This is a genomic window from Streptomyces decoyicus (assembly GCF_019880305.1).
GTDB classification, from domain to species: Bacteria; Actinomycetota; Actinomycetes; order Streptomycetales; family Streptomycetaceae; genus Streptomyces; species Streptomyces decoyicus.
Window position 1 is genome coordinate 3095639 of the sequence record NZ_CP082301.1, and the last position, 19295, is coordinate 3114933.

Below are 19295 nucleotides of genomic sequence, written 5' to 3' on the forward strand. Positions count from 1 at the left end.
CATGGAGCTACGTCGGCGAGATCATGCCCGAGATCCTCAAAGGGCTGTGGATCACGATCCAGGCGACGATCTACGGCTCGCTGGTCTCCTTCGCGCTCGGGCTGGTGTGGGCGGTGGCGCTGCGCTCGCGGAGCCGCTGGGTGACCTGGCCGGTCAGCATCTTCGTCGAGTTCATCCGCAACACCCCGCTGCTGGTGCAGCTGTTCTTCCTGTTCTTCGTCCTGCCGGGCTGGGGGCTGGCCTTCTCGCCGCTGACCACGGGCGTCATCGGCCTGGGCCTGCACTACTCCACGTACACCTCGGAGGTCTACCGCGCCGGTATCGACGGTGTGCCGCCCGGCCAGTGGGAGGCCGCCACGGCGCTGAGCCTGCCGCGCCGGCGCACCTGGACCGCGGTGATCCTGCCGCAGGCGTTCCGCCGGGTGGTTCCCGCGCTGGGCAACTACGTCATCGCCATGTTCAAGGACACGCCGCTGCTGGCCGGTATCACCGTCGCCGACATGCTCTTCCAGGCGAACAGCATCAGCGCCACCACCTTCGACTACCTGGAGCCGATCACCATCGTCGGCATCCTCTTCGTGGTCATCTCCTACCCCACTTCTCTCCTCCTGCGAGCCCTGGAGCGTCGTCTTGTCCGCTGACAGCACCCCCTCGAAAGAAACGGCCAACCCGGCGGTCGACGGCACCGAGCTGATCCGCTTCGACAACGTCACCAAGCGGTTCGGGACCAACACCGTCCTGGACTCCCTGGACTTCACCGTCTCGTCGGGCAAGCACGTCACCCTCATCGGCCCGTCCGGGTCCGGCAAGACCACGATCCTGCGGCTGCTGATGACGCTGCTGAAGCCCGACGAGGGCACCATCAAGGTCGGCGGCGAGTACCTGACGCACGAGGAGAAGGGCGGCAAGCTCGTCCCGGCCGGGGAGAAGCACATCCGCGAGGTCCGCAAGAACATCGGCATGGTGTTCCAGCAGTTCAACCTCTTCCCGAACATGAAGGTGCTGCGGAACATCACCGAGGCGCCGGTGCACGTCCTGGGGATGGAAAAGGACGCCGCCGAGGAGCGGGCCCGCGAACTCCTCGACCTGGTGGGCCTGACCGAGCACCTCGACAAGTACCCCACCCAGCTCTCCGGCGGCCAGCAGCAGCGGGTCGCCATCGCCCGGGCGCTGGCGATGCGCCCGCAGGTGCTGCTGCTGGACGAGGTGACCTCCGCGCTCGACCCGGAGCTGGTGGCCGGGGTGCTGGACGTACTGCGGGACATCGCGCACACCACGGACATCACCATGCTGTGCGTCACCCACGAGATGAACTTCGCCCGGGACATCTCCGACGACGTCCTGATGTTCGACGCCGGCCGGGTCATCGAATCCGGTTCCCCGGAAAAGATCTTCACGGAGCCGGAGCACGAGCGCACCCGGGAATTCCTGAGCGCCGTGCTGTGAGGGGCGGCCGTTAGGCCGTGAGTTCGGGTGGCGGATCCCCGTCCGGGGGGCCGCCACCCTTTCTCATTTCCCCACACCGGAGCCATGGCGGCCGAATTCCGGAATATCACCCCGCGGCCCCTCGGCGACTGCGGGAAATCGCTCGCCCGGCCGCCGCCGCAGGCTCAACAGTTCCTCAAGTCGGTGACCTATGGCTGATGTCAGACCTACGGTCTACCGTCTAGGGACGGTCCGCGCGCCGCGCATGACACCACCTCATGACCGGAGTGGGAGCGCGGAGTCGGGCCGTACCGGCGTCTCGCCCGGGTGCCCGCCCCAGGTGTCGCACCTCGGCTTTCACGCCACAGAATTCTGTCCGCGAGCACAACAACGGGGTCCCTTTTTCATGGGAAGGACAGTGGAGACGTGAACGTCTCATGTATTGCCACGGGAGTCTGCGCATACCGGAAAACAGTCAGAAACGCCCGCACGGGCCCGGCGTATTGCCCCTCCTGGTGCATCCCTGAGGAGCTGATGTGAGCACGCATACTCAGGACCCGTCACTGCGGCACCAGGATCCGCCACTGCGGCAACAGGACGCATACGCGGTCGTCGTCACGGAATCCGTCGACGACATCGAGCAGCTCAACGAATTGCTGCACAGCAATCTGCCGGTCCTGCTCGTCCGCGATCTCGACCAGGCCAGACGCCTGATGGACGGCGAACCGGCCGCCGGGTCCGCCGCGGACACCCCGCGGCCGGCCCGGCTCCGGGTCGGCCGGCTGGAGGTCCGGCCGGAGGAACAGCGGGCACTGTGGCGGGGCGCGCCGCTGGAGCTGACCGCACAGGAGATCGGCCTGCTGGGCTGCCTCGCCGGACACGGCGGCAGCGTGGCCTCCTACCGGGAACTCGTCCAGGACGTCTGGGGAGCGTCCTGCGGAGTGGACACGACGGTGATTCACAGCGCCGTACGACGACTGCGCCGGAAGCTGGAAAAGGCCGGTGTCGACGTCGAGATCGAGTCGGTCCGCGGTTACGGTCTGCGGATCGCGTACGAGGGTCAGCAACCGTCAGTGAACTGACATCAACCTGACATTGGCCGCCCCGCCGGATTCCTCAAGAATATGAGGCGCATCTCCGGCGGGGACGCCTTTTCCCAACTCCTGGGAATTCCGCAGCCAGACGGCGTCTTCGCTTCCTCATCACCATCCGAAGGGGAGGCAGCATGCGCGCACTCAAGACATCTCGCGCACTCCTGGCGAGTGCCGCCACCGTGAGCATTCTCGGAACGACGGGAATGGCTTCCCATGCCGCGGTGGCCGCGGACCACGGCTCCGCAGCGCTGAAGAGGACCTGCAAGGTCTCCGCCTACACCGACCGTGTCGACCGGAGGACGGACAAGTTCGGCAACGGCGCGATCCAGTGCAATTACAAGCCGGCTTACACCAAGATCGTCGTCACCCTCTACAAGGGCAAGAAGAAGATGGCGACGGCCAAGTGCGCCAATCACAAGAGGTCTTGTTTCGTCGCCACGAAGGAAATCAAGGACGACATGCCCGTCCAGACGTGGCGCACCAAGGTCACCGGAGCCTGGGGCTCCGGAAAGCACAAGACCGTGTGGAGCAAGCCGCTGCACGGCTGAGCCGGACGCGCCCCACGCTCACCGGCCTCGGGCCCGCTGAGGCCTCATCACCGCCACGACCAGCAAAGGCAGATGCGTATGCGCACCATGATCGCGCGCGGCGCGGTGGCCGCTCTCGCCGCCACCGCCCTGGCCGGGTCCCTCGCGGGCTCCGCCTCGGCCCAGACCGCCCACACCAAGAAGACCGCCTCGGCCCAGACCGTGCACACCAAGAAGACCGCCTCGGCCCAGACCGTGCACACCAAGAAGACCGTGTACAGCCAGAAGGCGAAGCCCACCACGAAGTCGATCAGGCTCGACGCCGGCTGCAACTTCATCAGCAACGGCCGTAAGAAGGCGGGCCAGGCCTGCTTCAAGAAAAACGGCGACCGGGTCTGGATCCGTGACACCGCCCGCGACGGTATGCGCATCGAGGTGCGCGGTTCGGTCAACAGCAAGGGCCAGCCCGGCTACCGCTGCTACGGCAACTACAAGGGCGGCTGGCAGGTCTGCAACTTCGACCGCAAGATGGCCGAGGGCCATGTCTTCCTCTGGTACGTCAACAAGTGGAAGGGCAACAAGCTGAAGGGCACCAGCGACGAGAAGATGATGGTGACCTCCTGAGCGGCCCCCGGATGTCACGAACCGCGCGTGCCGTCATGGCTGTTACCGACGTCCGAACCGCTCGTGACGCCATGGCCGTTGCCGACGTCCGAACCGCTCGTGACGTCATGGCCGTTGCCGGCACCGGAACCGTTCCCGGTGCCATGAGGCCGGATTCAGATCCCCTGTAGCGAGGGGCCGAGCGCCCTCCTGCCGGGCCGTCTCGCGGAACCGGCCACAGATGTGGCCGGTTCCGCACCCTTCCGGGGCGCTCCCCCGCCCCTGGGCCGGGGTATCCGGGTGCCATGGGCCGCAAAACACCAGGACACCGGAAGCCCCATGACCTTGGCATATGCCAAAGTCTCAAGCCCCAGTACAGAAACGCCGGGCACACCTCTTTTCAGTCAAGACCCCCTCCGCCGAGGGCCGTTGACCGCTATCGTGAGAGTCACGCCGTTGTCCGGGATCGGCCGCGCAAGCGCCGGACGTGACCACCGACGACGCTCATGACGCAAGCGGTAACAACCTGCTAGGGGGACACCGTGGCGCTGAAGCCCGAGCCGACCGCGCCGTTCCATTCGGTGCAGTACGCCCTTCGCGTGCTCGAAACGATCTCCAGGCACGCCGACGGCGTGACCGATGCGCAGATCGCCCGCGAGACCGGCCTGTCCCCGGGCCAGCTCGCCCAGATGCTGTCGATGCTCCGGCGCGAGGGCTATGTCGAGCAGGTCACCGACGGGGCGTATGTCGTCGGCGAATCGCTCCTGCTCCTCGGAACGGGCGGCGACCGCGACCAGGCCCTGCGCGACAAGCTCCAGCTCACCCTCGACCACCTGCGCGACTCGGTCGGCGCGGCGGTCTACATCAGCCGGTACATCGACGGCGAGGTGAAGATCCTCCACTACGCCGACGGACCGCTGGCACCCAAGGTCAACGAGTGGGCCGAGTTCCACCGCACGGCACACGCCAGCGCGGTCGGCAAATGTCTGCTGGCGCAGCTCGACCACGACGGCCGCAAGGACCACCTCTCCCGTCACAAGACCGCCCGGCTCACCTCCCGGACGATCACCAACGAGAAGGTCCTGTTCCACAAGCTCGACAGCCAGCCGCCCACGGTCCCCGTCCTCGACCTCCAGGAGTACGCCGTCGGCACGGTCTGCGCGGCCGTCCCGATCACCGCCGGTTCGACGGTCGGCTGCCTCGCCCTGTCCATGCCGCTGGAGCACGCCCACCGTCTGCGCCAGGCCGCCGACACCCTCAACCGCCGGGCCGCTCCGGTTCTGCTGTCGCTGGCGATCTGAGCGGGGCGGGAGCCGGGCGGGTGGGAGCCAGGCTGGCGTGAGCCGGGCGGGTGTGAGCCAGGTGGGCGCCGGCCGGCCGGGCTCGCGCCGGGAGTGGCGCCGCCCCTCCGTCCTCCGCCGCGGCTGTGGTCACGAGCACCCCTCTCGACCAGGTAGTATTTCTTTCGTCAGCGCGCGCCGCTAGCTCAGTTGGTTAGAGCAGCTGACTCTTAATCAGCGGGTCCGGGGTTCGAGTCCCTGGCGGCGCACGTATCGAGTGGGCGTTTCCGGTTCTCCGGGAACGCCCACTTTGTTTGTCGTGACGGGGTGGGTGGGGCCGCCGGGGCCCTCAAGCCGACGGTCCGTGGTCGACGGCCTGTGGTCGACGGCTCGCGGTCGACGGCTCACGGCTCACGGTCGGCAGCCGGGCCGGCCCCCGGGACCATCGGTCCAGGACGGGATCATCGGTCCAGGAGATGGGCCCGGTCGTGATCGCGGTACAGCGCCAGGAGAGCGGCCCGGTCCCCGGCGGTGAACGGGCGGTACGCGCTTCCGGCCGGAGCGGGGGAAACGGCGCGAGCAGGAGGAACCGCGGGACCTGCGGGAGTCGCGGGAACGGCAGGGGTGCCGGGGGCCCCGGGAACGCCAGACGTGTCAGGTCTGTCAGGTGTGGCATGGGTCGTGGGGTCCGCCGAGCCGAGCGGCGACCACCAGACCGGATCCGGGCAGCGGAAACCGGCCCGTCGCAGGGCGGCCCGATGCACCTTGTTCGTGGCGGTCACCGGCAGCGCGGCCACCGTCCGTACGAACCGGGGCGCCGTCTTCGTCCCGAGGTCGGGCTGGGCGGCGAGAAAGGCCACGAAGTCGTCCGGGTCGAACACGGCGCCCTCCCTCAGCGCCAGGGCCGCCATGACCTGGTCCCCGGCGACGGGGTCGGGCACCGCGTACACGGCCACTCCCTCGGCCGGGGCGTAACGGGCGAGGATGTTCTCGATCACCCCGGCGGCCAGATTCTCGCTGTCGACCCGTAGCCGGTCGTCCGAGCGCCCGGCGAAGTGGAAGAACCCCTCGGTGTCCCGGAAGAAGAGATCACCGGTCCAGTACCAGCCCGCACCGACCCGCCCCTCGCCCCGGCCGCGGGTGCGGGCGGCGGTCGCCTCGGGGTTGCGCCAGTAGCCCTCGAAGGAGCTGCGGCCGCGGTTGACCAGCTCGCCTATCGACTGCTCCCCGTTCAGCAGCCGGCCGGCCGGATCGAGACGGGCGCGCGGCAGCTCGGCGCCGGTCTCCGGGTCGACGACGGCGAGATCAGCTCCTGGCGCGGGCCGCCCGATGGCGCCGGGCGGGGTGTCCGGTGTGCGCTGGATCGCGGCGCCGCCCTCGGAGGAGCCGTACCCCTCGGTCAGGCGGACGCCGAACCGTGCGGCGAAGCGGGCGGCGTCGACGGCACCCGCCTCGGTGCCGAACCCGGCGCGCAGCGGATGGTCCCGGTCGTCCGGGGAGGGCGGGGTGGCGAGCAGATACTGCACGGCCCGGCCGACGTAGGTGAAGTAGGTGGCCCCGTAGCGGCGTACGTCGGGGAGGAAGGCGGAGGCCGAGAAGCGGCGGCGCAGCGCCACGGCCGCACCGCCGGCCAGCGCCGGAGCCCAACCGGCGATCACCGCGTTGCCGTGGAACATCGGCATACAGAGGTAGTGGACGTCGTCCCTGCGCACTCCGAAGAATCCGGCGGGCGAGTGTCCGGCGGCGGCCAGCCGGCCCTGGGTGCAGAGGGCTGCCTTGGGCGCGCCGGTGGAGCCGGAGGTGAAGTAGAGGAGCATCCGGGTGGCGGGCGTCGGGGTACGGAGGCCACCGGAGCCGGCGGCGATCTCGTCGGGCGTCGTGCCCTCGTACGGCCCCAGCAGTTCCCGGTAGGCCGGGTCGTCCACGACGAGGATCCGCTCGGGCGGGACGGGGAGGTCCAGGCCGGCCAGCAGCGGCAGGTGGGCGCGTTCGGTGATCAGCAGCGCGCAGTCGGTATGGCTGATGTCGCGGGCGAGCTCCGGCCCGCGACGGGTGGGATTGATCCCGGCGACCGCGGCCCCGGCGAGTGCCGCCGCGCTCAGCCACAGCGGATACTCGGGCACATTGCCGAGCAGCACCCCGAGGTGCGCCTGCGCATCATGCGGCAGCAGCTCCCCCAGTAGCGCGGCCCGCGCGGCGGCACCGCCCGCCAGCTCGTGGTGGCTGAGCACGAGATCCCCGTACTTCGCACCCACCCGGTGATCGCCCCACTGCGCCTGTACGAGTTCCGCGACGGTGGCGGCGCCGGAACTTCCCTGCCTGCTGGTGCCGTTGGCTGCCATGACGAGGGAGGGTAGCTGACGTCCCGTCAGATGTGGACCCGGGTGGGGCGAGGGGCGCGGGGACCGGCCGGGGCCTCCCCGAGGGATGTTCTCGGCGAGGCCCGTGGGGGTGAGGGGTGGGGTCGTGGTCCGGCGTCGGAGGGCTCAGGAGAGGTCGACGTCCGAACAGGCGTAGAAGGCGTTGCCCGTGTCGGCGATGTTCCAGACGCCGAGGATGAGGTGGCGGCCGGACTTCTGGGTGGGGACGGTGCCCTGGTGCTGGACGGTCGAGCCGGGCTGGGCGCCACCCATGGGGACCGTCATGAACGGCTCGGGTTCGAAGTCGGCGCGAGTGAGCGGCTTGCCGGGGTCGTAGCCGTCCTTGGTGATGAAGTACTCGAAGTCCGTGGTGGCGTGCCGCGCCGTCAGGCGCCAGGTGAAGGTGTAGCCCTGCCCGGGGGAGAGCTTGGTGCCGGGCCACGAGCCGCCGCGCGGATCGTCCAGCTCGGCGAAGTTCTCGTGCCCGCCGGAACAGATCTTGCCGTCCGCGGGGCCGGCGGCCGGGAAGCCCTTGGGGGCCTCGACGCTCTGCGGTTCGTACTGGATCGCGCCGCAGTCCTTGACGGTGCCGTTGGCGCAGAGCGCCTGACGACTGGGGGGTGCGTCGCTGTAGCCGTGACTGGAGGCGCTGCCCGTCGCGAGCAGGGAGACACCCAGGACGCCGAGGCCGATCACGGCGGCACTGATCTTTTTGCGCATGCTTCGCTCCTGAAGAACGTGGGGGGAGTTCCATGAGCCAGGTGAAAGGCAGTGCACTGCGGGCGGTGCCGGATGGTGCGGGATGGTTCCGGATGGTGCGGTCTAGACCAAACGGCAGACTAAGGGCGCAGCGCTGAGCATGTCCATACCAATGACCGGGCCAGGGTGCGTCGGGTCACCCGGGCGGGTCGGATCACACCGGGTCGCGGCACGTCGCGGTCGGGCGTGGGCACGTCGTAGTCGGGCGCGGCACGTCGCGGTCGGGCGTGGGCACGTCGCGGTCGGGCGCGGCACGTCGTATTCGGTCGCGGCACGCCATAGTCGGTCGCGGCACGTCGTAGTCGAGTCGCGTCAGGTCGGGGCGGGTCCCGCCGCCGGGGGGCGAGTCGGGTCGGGGCGGGTCCCGCCGCCGGGGGGCCGATTCGGGGGCGGGTCGGGTCGGTCAGGCTGCCGCCGTGAGCGGGCCCGTGGTGGGGCGGGCGGCGGCCTGCACTAGAGCGGTGTACGTGCGGCGGAGGGCTATCAGGGACTCCTGGGCCTCGCGGTAGACGGCGGCGTCCGGGCCGCCGCGGTGGGCGAGAGTGCGCACGGGTGCACAGTGACGGTCCATCGCGCTGAGCCAGGCACGGTGCTGCGCCGGGAGATGGCGTCGCATCATCTGGCGCCTGCCCTCACCCATCCGGCGGCCGCCGATGCCCAGCACCGCCTCGGCGGCCTGGAGTACCGGCGGCTCCAGGGCGCCCTGTTCGGCGAGCGCGCCGAGTACCGCGCGCTGCTGTGGCGTGGCCGGCGCGGCCGTCAGCTCCGCCGCCTCGGCGAGGAGCTGGGTGCGCAGCGCATGCTGGACGCGCACCAGGCGGCGCAGCGCCGTCGGGGTGGAGGAGTCGTCGGGCGACCGGCCCGCAAGGGTCTCGGCGAGCCGGAAGAGCCAGATCCCGTGTGCCTCCAGGCGGGTCGCGGCCAGCATCAACCGGTCCAGGCGGCTGAGCGGTTGTCCCTCCGGGGCCCAGCGGACGATCGGGACGAGCACTTCGGTGCGGGCCAGTTGATCGATGGGGATGTGGCGGCGGGGCTTGCGTTCGGGGACCCAGTTGTGGAGCGCGAGGGTCGGCAGGGCGACGAACTGATCGTGGTCGATACGGTGCGCGATCGCCGCCCACAGATCGAGAAATGCCCCGTCGGCGACCTCGCGGGCGGCCGGTGCCTGCGGGTCGAGCCCGCACCAGCCACAGGACACCGCGATCACCGCGATCCGCATGGCGGCGGCCTCCGCATTGCGCAGGGAGAGGCGGGAGACACGTTGCCGCAGGGCGGACAACTCGTCGGCGCGATGGGCTCGTTCGACGAGGGCAATGGCGGCCTCCCGGTCGGGCGCGATCGCGGCCGCGCGCGCCATGGCGTCCAGCCGGGTCCAGGTTCCGATCATGGAACGGACGGGCGGCCGCTCGGGCAGAAAGCCGTGCGCGCAGGGGTCGTGCGGGGAGGCGGTGGCGGGTTCCGCGGAGGCGGAGTTTTCCGCGGAGGCGGAGTTTTCCGCGGAGGCGGCAGCGGTCGGCGGCAGGCCGGGGCCGGGGGCAGACGCGGCACACGGGCCGGACACGCCGGTCGGTATACGGGAGCCGGGGGCGGTCGCGGGCGCACCCTCAGCCGCAGGCTCGGTCGCGGTCGCGGGCCTGGCCGACGGGCCGGCCTCACCCGCGGCCGCGGGCCTGGCCGCAGGCACACCCGCAGCCGCGCCGGTGCTCCCCGTCACCGTCGCGCCCGGCGTCGCGCCCGGCGTCGCGCCCGGCGTCGCGCCCGGCGTCGCGCCCGGCGTCGCGCTCGCCGTCGCGCTCGTGACTGCCATCGTGGTCGTGGTCGTGGTCGTGGTCATGATCGCCTGTCCCCCATCAGCACTTCCCGGCGAACAGCCGGGCCAGGTGGGTGTCCATGTCGAGGTAGCGGTCCTCATGGCCGGGCGGGACGATCGCCACGGTCTGCTCCAGCCACGCAGTCAGCTCCGTCGCGCGCACCGACAGCTCGCACACGCTGTCATCGGTGGACAGCTCGATGTGCACGCGGCGCGATTCGCCCGGCCGGCGGAAGGGCCACACCCGTACGTCCCCCTCGCCTGCTTCGTCGTGCAGCCCCGTCAGCAGCAGATCGCGGGCGAACAGCCACGTGGCCACCTTCTGGCCACGGCTGATGAAGGCAACCTCGACCTCGTACGGGCGGTCGCTGCGATAGCTGAACCGGCCGGCCACCGGAACTGCTTCGTCCGGCCCGAGGAGGAGCTGCATCTCAAGGGTGCGCTTGGCTGTCGACACCACGACGATCAACCTTTCCGACGGAGGGGCGAGTCCCGGGGACCCGGTCCGGGGCGCGCGTCCTGGCAGACGTTGCTGTGGAGGGTGGGGTTGCGGGAGGCGGAGGAGGAGTGACGGACGCCATGGCCGGCACCCTCCGGACGTATGGAGTTGTTTCGCCGCGAAGCTCGCTTCAGCCTCTCAACCGGCAGGAGATATCGCATGTTGACGGCGCAACTGATGATCTACCGCCATGGAACCGATGAACTCGATCTTCACAGAGCAATCGGGGCGAACTGCCGGTCGAAAGTCCCAAGATCAAGGGACCTTTGCCCCATACGGGGCAGGATTCTCGTGCGGTAACGCGGACGGGCCGGACGCCATTGCGAGTGGCCGGGATCACATGGCCCGAGTGCGTGATCTGCCTGGCCGGGGGTACAGAGCACATCTCGAGTTCGTGTAAAGTTCTTCAGGTCAGCGCGCGCCGCTAGCTCAGTTGGTTAGAGCAGCTGACTCTTAATCAGCGGGTCCGGGGTTCGAGTCCCTGGCGGCGCACGTCAGACTGAGGCCCCTCGCCATGCGGGGGGCCTCAGTCATGCGGTCGGCCGAACGGATGACCGGCTCCGCCGCCCCGCGGGAACACCCCCGGAGCCCGATCTTCGCGTCACCCCGGACGGCGACGCCCCGGACGGCGATGCCCCGGACGGCGACGCCCCCGGACGGCAATGCCCCGCACGGCGACACCCCCGGCGACGATGCCCCGAACGGCAACAATCGAGATCTGTGCGATCACAAACAGTAATTCCCGGATCACCTAGGGATTCGTTCACCGGAGGCTCCCTACCCTTTTCCATGGGCCCTCCGTTCCGCTGTCTCACGATTTACCGGGCCGCCCCGGATCTACCCACGGCCGGCGACCACCACCCCGGCGGCCAATGCGGGCATCGACGTCGGCACCGACACCGTGACGGCAGACGCCGTGACGGCAGACAAGGCAGCAGGCACAAATCCCGGTACCGCGATCCACGACCCGCGGAGGGATAGCCGTGACGCTCCCCCACCGGTCGCCACCAGGCAGAACGAGACGCCCCCGGAGCGGGGCTTCAGCTTCGGCCAATTTGGCGTACGCGCAGGTAACTTCACCCGAGTCGACAAACGGCTGAACCCGTCGCGGACCTGCCCCGCACCCGCTTCCCGGTGAATGCGTTCGGATACAGTGGGCGCGCCGCACACATGGGTCCTCAAGTCCCTTGACCAGGCCGGTCGTTCGCGTCAATGCTGCGTCCTTGCCGTCCGCACGTCGTCCGTCACGCCGTCCGCCATGCCGCCGGAGATTTTCTCGGTGCGCACATTTTCTTTGCCGGTTGACAGCCGGTCGACGGGGAACATTACCCGTGGGAGATGACCCCTTTACGCACCGTGTTCTCCCCCTTCCCCGCGCGGCAGGGCCGTCCTGGCCATTACTCCGATATCCGCCGACAGCGGGAAATTTGGCACCAGGTCCGTATCAAAGTGATGTGCTCTGCGCCACACGCCGCACCGTCTTACGTAGTCTTGTGCACAATTCCCTTGGCAAGTCTTGCCATCACCACGGCGGTTAGGGACCCTGACCTGGCAACTCGGTGAAATGAGGGACCGCATAGCCGAGTGGTAACAGTCAGGTCCGCCAGTTGGCGTGATGTGACCACGGGGAAATCGCCGCTTGGCAGGATCGCGGCAGCGTTGCATACGCAACCGGAAGATGGTCGCCGCCATCTGACGGTGCAGGCGGTCGACATCACAGCGCCCGGGTCGGCCGCGGGGGACCGTGGACCCGGGCCATCAGCAAACGGCACGCAGTGCACGCTGCGTGCGGGGGGATGGACTCATGACGTCGCCGCCTGACGGCTCCCGGCCGCAGCGTCCGTACGACCCGTCGGCCACGACGCGCCTGCGCGTGCCACGCCAGCACTGGCAGCGGCGGAACCAGCGCAAACCGCTGCCGCGCTACGACTACGAGCACTACAGCCGGCTGGCCGGACCGCTCACCCGGCCCGACCCGGACAAGCCCTACACGGTTCGCTACCGCTCGCTGCTCGCGGACGAACCGCACCGAATACGGGCGGCCCTGCTGCTCGGCGCCGCGCCGCTGGTCTCCTTCGGGCTGCTGGTCTGGCTGATGCAGCCGAGCCACTGGACCGAACGCGACTACCCCGCCTACGACTTCCTTCCCGTGCTGGACGTCGTCATGCTGGTCTCGATCGGGCTGATCGAGCTCTTCCGGTGCATGAATGTGCTCTCCAACGCGCACGCCACCCTCGTCGCCCGCGACCCCATCCCGGTCATTCCCGAGAGCGGCACCCGCGTCGCCTTCCTCACCTCTTTCGTGCCCGGCAAGGAACCTCTCGCCATGGTGACGAAGACGCTGGAGGCGGCGGTCAAGATCCGCCACCGCGGTCTGCTGCACATCTGGCTGCTGGACGAGGGCGACGACCCCGACGTCAAGGAAGTCTGCCGGCGCCTGGGCGTCCATCACTTCAGCCGCAAGGGCGTCCCGGAGTGGAACCAGGCCAAGGGCCCGCACCGCGCCAAGACCAAGCACGGCAACTACAACGCCTGGCTACAGGCGCACGGTGACGCCTACGACTACTTCGCCTCCGTCGACACCGACCATGTCCCGCTGCCCAACTACCTGGAGCGGATGCTGGGCTTCTTCCGCGACCCGGACGTCGGCTTTGTCATCGGACCGCAGGTGTACGGCAACTACGACACCTTCGTCACCAAGGCCGCCGAGTCACAGCAGTTCCTCTTCCATGCGCTGGTCCAGCGGGCCGGCAACCGCTATGGCGCGCCGATGTTCGTCGGCACGTCCAACGCCGTGCGCATCAGCGCGCTCAAGCAGATCGGCGGGCTGTACGACTCGATCACCGAGGACATGGCGACCGGTTTCGAGATGCACCGGCACAGCAATCCGCAGACCGGGAAGAAGTGGCGCTCGGTCTACACCCCGGATGTGCTCGCGGTCGGCGAGGGGCCCACGGCCTGGACCGACTTCTTCACCCAGCAGCTGCGCTGGTCGCGCGGGACGTACGAGACGATCCTCAAGCAGTTCTGGAAGGCGCCGTTCACGCTGCCCGCGGGCCGGCTCTTCAACTACACCATGATGGTGATCTTCTACCCGATGTCGGCGCTGAACTGGATTCTGGCGGCGCTCAGTTGTGCGCTGTTCCTGGGGCTGGGGGCCTCGGGTGTGCAGATCGATCCGTCGGTGTGGATGATGCTCTACGGCAATGCCTCGGCGCTCCAGATCGGTCTGTACATCTGGAACCGGCGGCACAATGTCTCGCCGCACGAGCCGGAGGGTTCCGGCGGCGTCGCCGGCATGGTGATGTCCGCGCTGTCCGCGCCGATCTACGCCCGGTCGTTGTTCGACACCGTACTGCGCCGCAAGAGCAAGTTCGTGGTCACGCCGAAGGGCGACTCGTCCAGTCCGGACACGCTCTTCGGAACGTTCCGGGTGCACCTGTTCTTCCTGCTCGTCTTCGGGGGCTCGCTGGTCGCCTCGTTCGTGCTGGGGCACAGCCATCCGGCGATGGTCACCTGGGCCGTACTCGCGATGCTGATCACCGCAGCGCCGATCTTCGCCTGGCGGCTGAGCGTACGGAAGGAGAAGCAGGGGCGGGGGGAGGCGGCCGCCGCCTCTGCCACCGCCGCCACCGCTGCCGGTGCCCCGGCCGGGGGCAGGGCCGGCGGTGGGGGCTCAGCGGACACGTTGGTCGCGGAAGCCGTCGCTCCGGATACCCGTCCCCTCCCCGGACTCGCGCCCGCTCCGGCCGCCGACCAGACCGTGGAGCAGCGGGCCACTGCCCCGGCTCCGGCCGCCGACCAGACCGTGGAGCAACGGGCCGCTGCCCCGGCTCCGGCCGCCGACCAAGCCGTTGACCAGGCCTCCGACCCGGCCTTCACCGCCGAACAGACCTTGCAGATCGCCCTTGGGGGACGTCACACATGAAGTACCGTCCGAGCCGTCGCACCCGCCGAGTGGCGATAGCGGCGGCGGTGGTGCTCGCGCTGGCAGCGATGAACGGGCCGGCCCTCTACGGCTTCGCGTCGGAGCAGTACCACCAGTACAAGATCAACAAGCCCGAGTACAAGGCGGCGAACGGCCATTGGGACGTCGTCGATGTACCGGACAAGTACCGCATCAACACCATCCACGCGGCCCTGCTGCACACCGGAAAGGTGCTGCTGGTCGCGGGCTCCGGCAACAACGCGGCGAACTTCAAGGCCAAGTCGTTCCGTACGGTCCTGTGGGATCCGGAGAAGAACACCTTCAAGAACATCCCCACGCCCAAGGACCTCTTCTGCTCCGGGCACACCCAGCTCCCGGACGGCAAGCTGCTGGTGGCCGGCGGCACCCAGCGCTACGAGAAGCTGAACGGCGATGTGAAGAAGGCCGGCGGCCTCATGATCCTCTACAACGAGAACCCGGACGGCCCGAAGACGTTCCCGGCCGGCACGCTCTTCACCGGCAAGAAGAACGGCAAGACCTTCGCCTCCAAGGACCCGGTCGTGGTGCCGCGGGCGAAGAAGAAGGCCGACCCGGCGACCGGCAAGGTCACCGTGGTGCACAGCGAGGCCCGGGTCTACGTCGAGGCCCTCAAGGACGGCCCCTCCCACTCCACGGGCGCCCAGGACAACTACCGCATCCACGGCCTCACCGGCGCGGACGCCCGTAATTTCTACGGCATCGCGCAGAAGCTGTCCTTCGACAAGAAGGACTTCCAGGGGATCAAGGACTCCTTCGAGTTCGACCCGGTGGCCGAGCGCTACATACCCGTCGACCCGATGAACGAGGCCCGCTGGTATCCGACGCTCACCACGCTTCAGGACGGCAAGGTCCTCTCCGTCTCCGGGCTGGACGAGATCGGGCAGGTCGTCCCCGGCAAGCAGGAGATCTACGACCCGAAGACGAAGAAGTGGCGCTATCTGCCCAAGCGGCGCTTCTTCCCGACCTACCCTGCGCTCTTCCTCACCGACCAGGGCCGGATCTTCTACACCGGCTCCAACGCCGGCTACGGCCCGGACAACATCGGCCGCACGCCCGGCATCTGGGACCTGAAGTCCAACAAGTTCCAGGTCGTCCCCGGGATGAGCGACCCGAAGATCCTGGAGACGTCGATGTCGGTGCTGCTGCCGCCGGCCCAGGAACAGCGGTACATGGTGCTGGGCGGGGGCGGGGTCGGCGAGGACCCGAAGGCCACGGACAAGACCCGGATCGTGGATCTGCACGCCCCGTCGCCGCGCTTCAAGGACGGGCCGCCGCTGTACGCCAAGGCCCGCTACCCGAGCAGCGTGATCATGCCGGACGACACCGTGCTGACCACGAACGGCTCCGGCGACTACCGCGGCCGCAGCGACTCCAACGTCCTCAAGGCGGAGCTGTACGACCCGGCGACCAACTCCGCCCACCAGGTGGCCGACCCGCTGGTGGGCCGTAACTACCACTCCGGTGCGCTGCTGCTGCCCGACGGCCGGGTGATGACCTTCGGCTCCGACTCCCTCTACGCGGACAAGGACAACACCAAGCCGGGCGTCTTCCAGCAGCAGATCGACCTCTACACCCCGCCGTATCTCTACCGGAAGTCCCGGCCCGAGCTCACGGACAAGGGGCCGAAGACGCTCTCCCTCGGCAGCAGCGCGACCTTCGGCTCCCCGCGCGCCGCCGCCATCAAGAAGATGCGGCTGATGCGGCCCGGCTCGTTCACCCATGTCACCAACGTGGAACAGCGCTCGATCGCACTGGACTTCACGGTGACGAAGGGCGGGGACGGTGTGACGGTCACGCTGCCGAAGGACCCGTCGTTGGTGCCGCCCGGGTGGTACATGCTGAACGCGGTCGACGGGCAGGGGACGCCCTCGAAGGCGGTGTGGGTGAAGGTGCCGGCGCAGCGCGGCTAGGGGCGTCTCCCCGAGGGCGGTCTGTCCGCCCCTGTCCGACCCTGCCCGGCCCTGATCCGCCGGGCAGCCGGGGCGCCAGATGCTCGTGTGCTCGGCATGTTCGCCAGCCTGGGCGCCAGATGCTCGCGCTCGGCATGTTCGTCCGCCGGGGCGCCACAGGCTGGCGCTCGGCATGTTCGTCCGCCGTGACGGCGACCGGTTGCGGTCGCCGTCACGGCACGACGCTACTTCGCGCTACGCGCCAGCCCCAGGGCGTACTCGGGCCACCAGGTGCCCGCCTTGGGGCCGCCCTTGCACGTCCCGTCCGACTCTCCCGGGCGCTTGATCCACAGGTAGGCGGCTATCAGGGGGTCGTCGGTCTTGGTGGTCGGTGGGGTGCCCAGGGCGCGGCCGGGCGGGTTGCACCAGTTTTCCGGGTCGTCACCGCCCGGGGCCGGGCCGTTGCCGTTGCGGCTGGTGTCGATGACGAACGGCTTGCCGCCGACCATGGCGGACAGCCGCTTGCCGTACTTCTTGTTCTCCGCGGTGGTCTGGTAGTTGGAGATGTTGAGGGCGAAGCCGTCGGCGCGGTCGATGCCGGCCCGCTTGAGCGGTTCGACCATCTGGCCCGCATCCTTGATCCAGTGCGGATTGCCGGCGTCCAGATAGACCTTGGTGTGCGGCAGCGCCTTGAGTTTGCCGACCGCCTCCGTCAGCAGGGCGTAACGCTCCTCGTGGAACTGCTGCGGGGTGCACTTGTCCGCGATGTGCGGCAGCGCGTCGGGCTCCAGGACGACGGTGGTGGCGCGGTCGCCGATGCCTTTGAGCACCCCGTCCAGCCAGGCCCGGTAGGCGTTCCCGTCGGCGGCGCCGCCCTGGGAGTACTTGCCGCAGTCGCGGTGCGGAATGTTGTAGAGCACGAGCAGCGCCTCGCGGTCGGCCTTGGCGGCCGCCTGGGTGAAGCCGCGCGCCTCCCCCTGCGGGTCGTCGACACCTATCCATTCCGCGACCGGCTGCGCCGCGATCTTGTTGGCCAGGCGGGCGTCCGAGGCTTTGTCGTCGTCGCCGTACGAGGACACCTGGCGGGCCGCCTTGCTGTCCGGATTGACCCAGAACGGCGCCACGGACTTGGGCCGTTGGCCCGGTTTGGACGGGACGCTGTCGTCGTCGCCGGATGAGGAGCAGCCGACGAGCAGCAGGGCCAGCGCCCCCACCGCCGCCCCCGCCGATGCGGCCCTGGCATGCCCGGTGCGCCGCCGGCCCTCACGGGGCCCGCCCGGCGGACCGACCCCGGCCGTCCGTCGCAGATTGCCGTACATCCACTCCCCCCTCGGAGCATCGAACACGGTCGGCGGAGGCCGCCGACGAGATCCATCGTGGCACACGGCCACCCGCCGGGGTCGGCCTGTGGAGGGGGCTGTCCACAGGCTGCTAAGGCGCTTGACGAATGGTGGTTGTGGTGGTTCGTTCGCCCCTCGCGCCGGCGGGCTGAAGGGACGTCAAGTAGGCCGACACCACGACCACGTTCGAGGCGCCGCCGCGAGACCGGTCCGTGGCCCGGCTGTGGCCGCCGTCCGCGACGATCAGCCGGAGTTCGGAGCGGCCCCGGTCGCGGGCGGCGTAGGCCTTCCGCGCGTCGAAGCGGTCCCGGTCGTAGAGCTGGACGTCCTCGACGGTGAAGCGTGCGGTACTGCCGTCGGAGCGCTGGATGTCCAGCCGCTCCCCCGGCTTGAGACCGGCCAGACGGTGGACGACGGCCCCCTGGACGCGCGGGTCGCGGACGGAGCCGGCCCGGCCCACGAGCAGTGCCGCACCCGCCTCGCCCGGTTGCGGCCCTGCCGCGTACCAGCCCACGGGGGACGGGGAGTTGTCCGGCGGCGGGGTGAGGATGCCGTGCTCGTCGAGGCCCCGTTCGGTGATACCGGCCTCTCGTACACCGAGTGCGCCGATGGTGATCCCCACGGGCCTCGCGGTCACGGCGGTGGGCACCGGGGCGTGCGCATGCAGGGGCGTCTGACGGCCCAACGGGCGCCCGACGGCAGCGACATCACCGGTCGTGGCGAGCTGCGCGGCCACCCCCTCCGCCAGATCGCGGCCCCACAGCCACAGCCCCAGCAACAGCACGGCCCACGCCACACCGGCGAGGAGCCTTGCGGGGGTGGGGGTGGGGGTGGGGGTTGGGGTTGGGGTTGGGGTTGGGGTTGGGGTGTGGGTGTGGCCGGGGCTGATCCTGGTATCGGGACGGACGAGGGTGCCGTGGGAGCCGTAGGTGCCGCATGTATGTGGTGCGCGAGGTGGTCCAGATACTGACGTGCCGGTAGTGCCCGATACGACGCTCGTGGCAGGCACACCGTCCGCGCCACGTACACCGCCCCTGCTCCGTACACCGCTCCTGCCGCCCGCACCGGACAGGGCAGGCACCCCGACCGCGGCCTCGGCCCGCCCCCGGTCCTCAGCGCTCATCGACTTCGTCGCCCCGCCGTTCGCGGCGCAGCCGGAGCCGGAGCCGGAGCAGCTGCCCCGCGATGACCAGGATGGCGCCGCCGGCCAGCACCAGGCCGACGGCCGAGGTGCTGCTCAGCTCGCGACGCGGGGAGGCCTCGGCGACGGAAGCGGGGTGTACGGGCGCGGCGACTGGGGCAGCGACGGGGTCGGCCTGAGCGGGGTGGGCGGGTGGAGCGGCGTCGGGACGTATCCAAGCGCGGCCGGTCGGCCCCGTCGCCGGCCGGGCGTGCGGTACCGCGTCGACGAATGCCGTCGGTCGCAGGGCGGCCCGCCCGTCAGTGCGGCCGGCGAGCCGCGGGGCGACCGCGCCGCCGGGGGCGGCCGACGCGGGGGTGACGGAGACCGTTCCGGTCCCGGTGGCGCGTGCCTCTCCGCCGTGGGCGGGCGTCGTCATCACCGCGCAAGCCGCGACCGTGGCACAGAGAGCAAGTTGCCGTGAGCGCATGGTGAACCTCCGATAATTCCGAAGGTCCGCCCGCACGAGCCCGGCCGCATCCGGTGCGGTCCGAGGCTGCGCCGTTCGGGTGGGGGTTCGGGCGTGGGTGCCCCGGGAGGGGCCGGGCGCCGAATGAACCGG

Annotated in this window: 15 protein-coding genes and 2 tRNA genes; 10 read left to right on the forward strand and 7 right to left on the reverse strand. The window is 69.8% G+C overall.

Features of this window, described 5'->3' with window-relative positions; genetic code table 11:
- Window positions 1-23: 23 nt before the first annotated feature.
- The 7 genes from ehuD to K7C20_RS13540 all read left to right on the forward strand — a co-directional run bounded on the left by ehuD (window position 24) and on the right by K7C20_RS13540 (window position 5198).
- A complete protein-coding gene (gene ehuD, locus K7C20_RS13510) occupies window positions 24-641 on the forward strand; it encodes an ectoine/hydroxyectoine ABC transporter permease subunit EhuD (RefSeq protein ID WP_030081085.1) in 618 nt (205 codons plus the stop codon).
- Window positions 631-1446: an ectoine/hydroxyectoine ABC transporter ATP-binding protein EhuA gene (gene ehuA, locus K7C20_RS13515; protein WP_030081087.1), complete on the forward strand. Its 816-nt coding sequence runs from the start codon at window positions 631-633 to the stop codon at window positions 1444-1446. The genes ehuD and ehuA overlap by 11 nt, the downstream gene beginning before the upstream one ends.
- 515 nt (window positions 1447-1961) lie before the next feature.
- On the forward strand, window positions 1962-2507 hold the full coding sequence (locus tag K7C20_RS13520) for a winged helix-turn-helix domain-containing protein (protein WP_048829403.1): 546 nt from the start codon (window positions 1962-1964) through the stop codon (window positions 2505-2507).
- Between the two features lie 215 nt (window positions 2508-2722).
- The gene (locus K7C20_RS13525) at window positions 2723-3067 is read left to right on the forward strand and encodes a hypothetical protein (RefSeq protein WP_030081090.1); all 345 of its coding nucleotides are present in this window, start codon (window positions 2723-2725) and stop codon (window positions 3065-3067) included.
- Between the two features lie 78 nt (window positions 3068-3145).
- On the forward strand, window positions 3146-3670 hold the full coding sequence (locus tag K7C20_RS13530; protein WP_150127316.1) for a hypothetical protein: 525 nt from the start codon (window positions 3146-3148) through the stop codon (window positions 3668-3670).
- Between the two features lie 521 nt (window positions 3671-4191).
- Window positions 4192-4950, forward strand: coding sequence for an IclR family transcriptional regulator (locus K7C20_RS13535; protein WP_030081094.1), 759 nt, complete (start codon window positions 4192-4194; stop codon window positions 4948-4950).
- Window positions 4951-5124: 174 nt separating this feature from the next.
- Window positions 5125-5198 (forward strand) — tRNA-Lys (locus K7C20_RS13540).
- Window positions 5199-5390: 192 nt separating this feature from the next.
- Here K7C20_RS13540 and K7C20_RS13545 read toward each other — a convergent pair.
- From K7C20_RS13545 to K7C20_RS13560, 4 genes are all read right to left on the reverse strand, one after another.
- On the reverse strand, window positions 5391-7271 hold the full coding sequence (locus K7C20_RS13545) for an AMP-binding protein (protein ID WP_053209978.1): 1881 nt from the start codon (window positions 7269-7271) through the stop codon (window positions 5391-5393).
- Between the two features lie 144 nt (window positions 7272-7415).
- Entirely contained in the window at window positions 7416-8009 is a 594-nt protein-coding gene (locus tag K7C20_RS13550) for a lytic polysaccharide monooxygenase auxiliary activity family 9 protein (RefSeq protein WP_030081100.1), read from the reverse strand.
- Window positions 8010-8451: 442 nt separating this feature from the next.
- Window positions 8452-9882, reverse strand: a complete 1431-nt coding sequence (locus tag K7C20_RS13555) for a hypothetical protein (RefSeq protein ID WP_245171004.1) — start codon at window positions 9880-9882, stop codon at window positions 8452-8454.
- Between the two features lie 16 nt (window positions 9883-9898).
- Window positions 9899-10318 (reverse strand): SsgA family sporulation/cell division regulator, encoded by a 420-nt coding sequence (locus tag K7C20_RS13560; RefSeq protein ID WP_030081101.1) that lies wholly within the window; start codon window positions 10316-10318, stop codon window positions 9899-9901.
- Window positions 10319-10775: 457 nt separating this feature from the next.
- Between K7C20_RS13560 and K7C20_RS13565 the strand changes: the two genes are divergently transcribed.
- From K7C20_RS13565 to glxA, 3 genes are all read left to right on the forward strand, one after another.
- Window positions 10776-10849 (forward strand) — tRNA-Lys (locus tag K7C20_RS13565).
- A 1312-nt stretch (window positions 10850-12161) separates the two neighbouring features.
- A complete protein-coding gene (locus K7C20_RS13570; RefSeq protein ID WP_053208812.1) occupies window positions 12162-14285 on the forward strand; it encodes a glycosyltransferase family 2 protein in 2124 nt (707 codons plus the stop codon).
- Window positions 14282-16234, forward strand: a complete 1953-nt coding sequence (gene glxA / locus K7C20_RS13575; protein WP_053208811.1) for a radical copper oxidase GlxA — start codon at window positions 14282-14284, stop codon at window positions 16232-16234. The genes K7C20_RS13570 and glxA overlap by 4 nt, the downstream gene beginning before the upstream one ends.
- A 224-nt stretch (window positions 16235-16458) precedes the next feature.
- On the opposite strand, the gene K7C20_RS13580 is transcribed toward glxA, so the two are convergent.
- The 3 genes from K7C20_RS13580 to K7C20_RS13590 all read right to left on the reverse strand — a co-directional run bounded on the left by K7C20_RS13580 (window position 16459) and on the right by K7C20_RS13590 (window position 19112).
- Window positions 16459-17532, reverse strand: a complete 1074-nt coding sequence (locus tag K7C20_RS13580) for a glycoside hydrolase family 6 protein (protein WP_053208810.1) — start codon at window positions 17530-17532, stop codon at window positions 16459-16461.
- Window positions 17533-17644: 112 nt separating this feature from the next.
- On the reverse strand, window positions 17645-18349 hold the full coding sequence (locus K7C20_RS13585; RefSeq protein WP_053208809.1) for a sortase domain-containing protein: 705 nt from the start codon (window positions 18347-18349) through the stop codon (window positions 17645-17647).
- 316 nt (window positions 18350-18665) lie between these two features.
- Window positions 18666-19112: a hypothetical protein gene (locus tag K7C20_RS13590; RefSeq protein ID WP_053210553.1), complete on the reverse strand. Its 447-nt coding sequence runs from the start codon at window positions 19110-19112 to the stop codon at window positions 18666-18668.
- Between the last annotated feature and the right edge of the window lie 183 nt (window positions 19113-19295).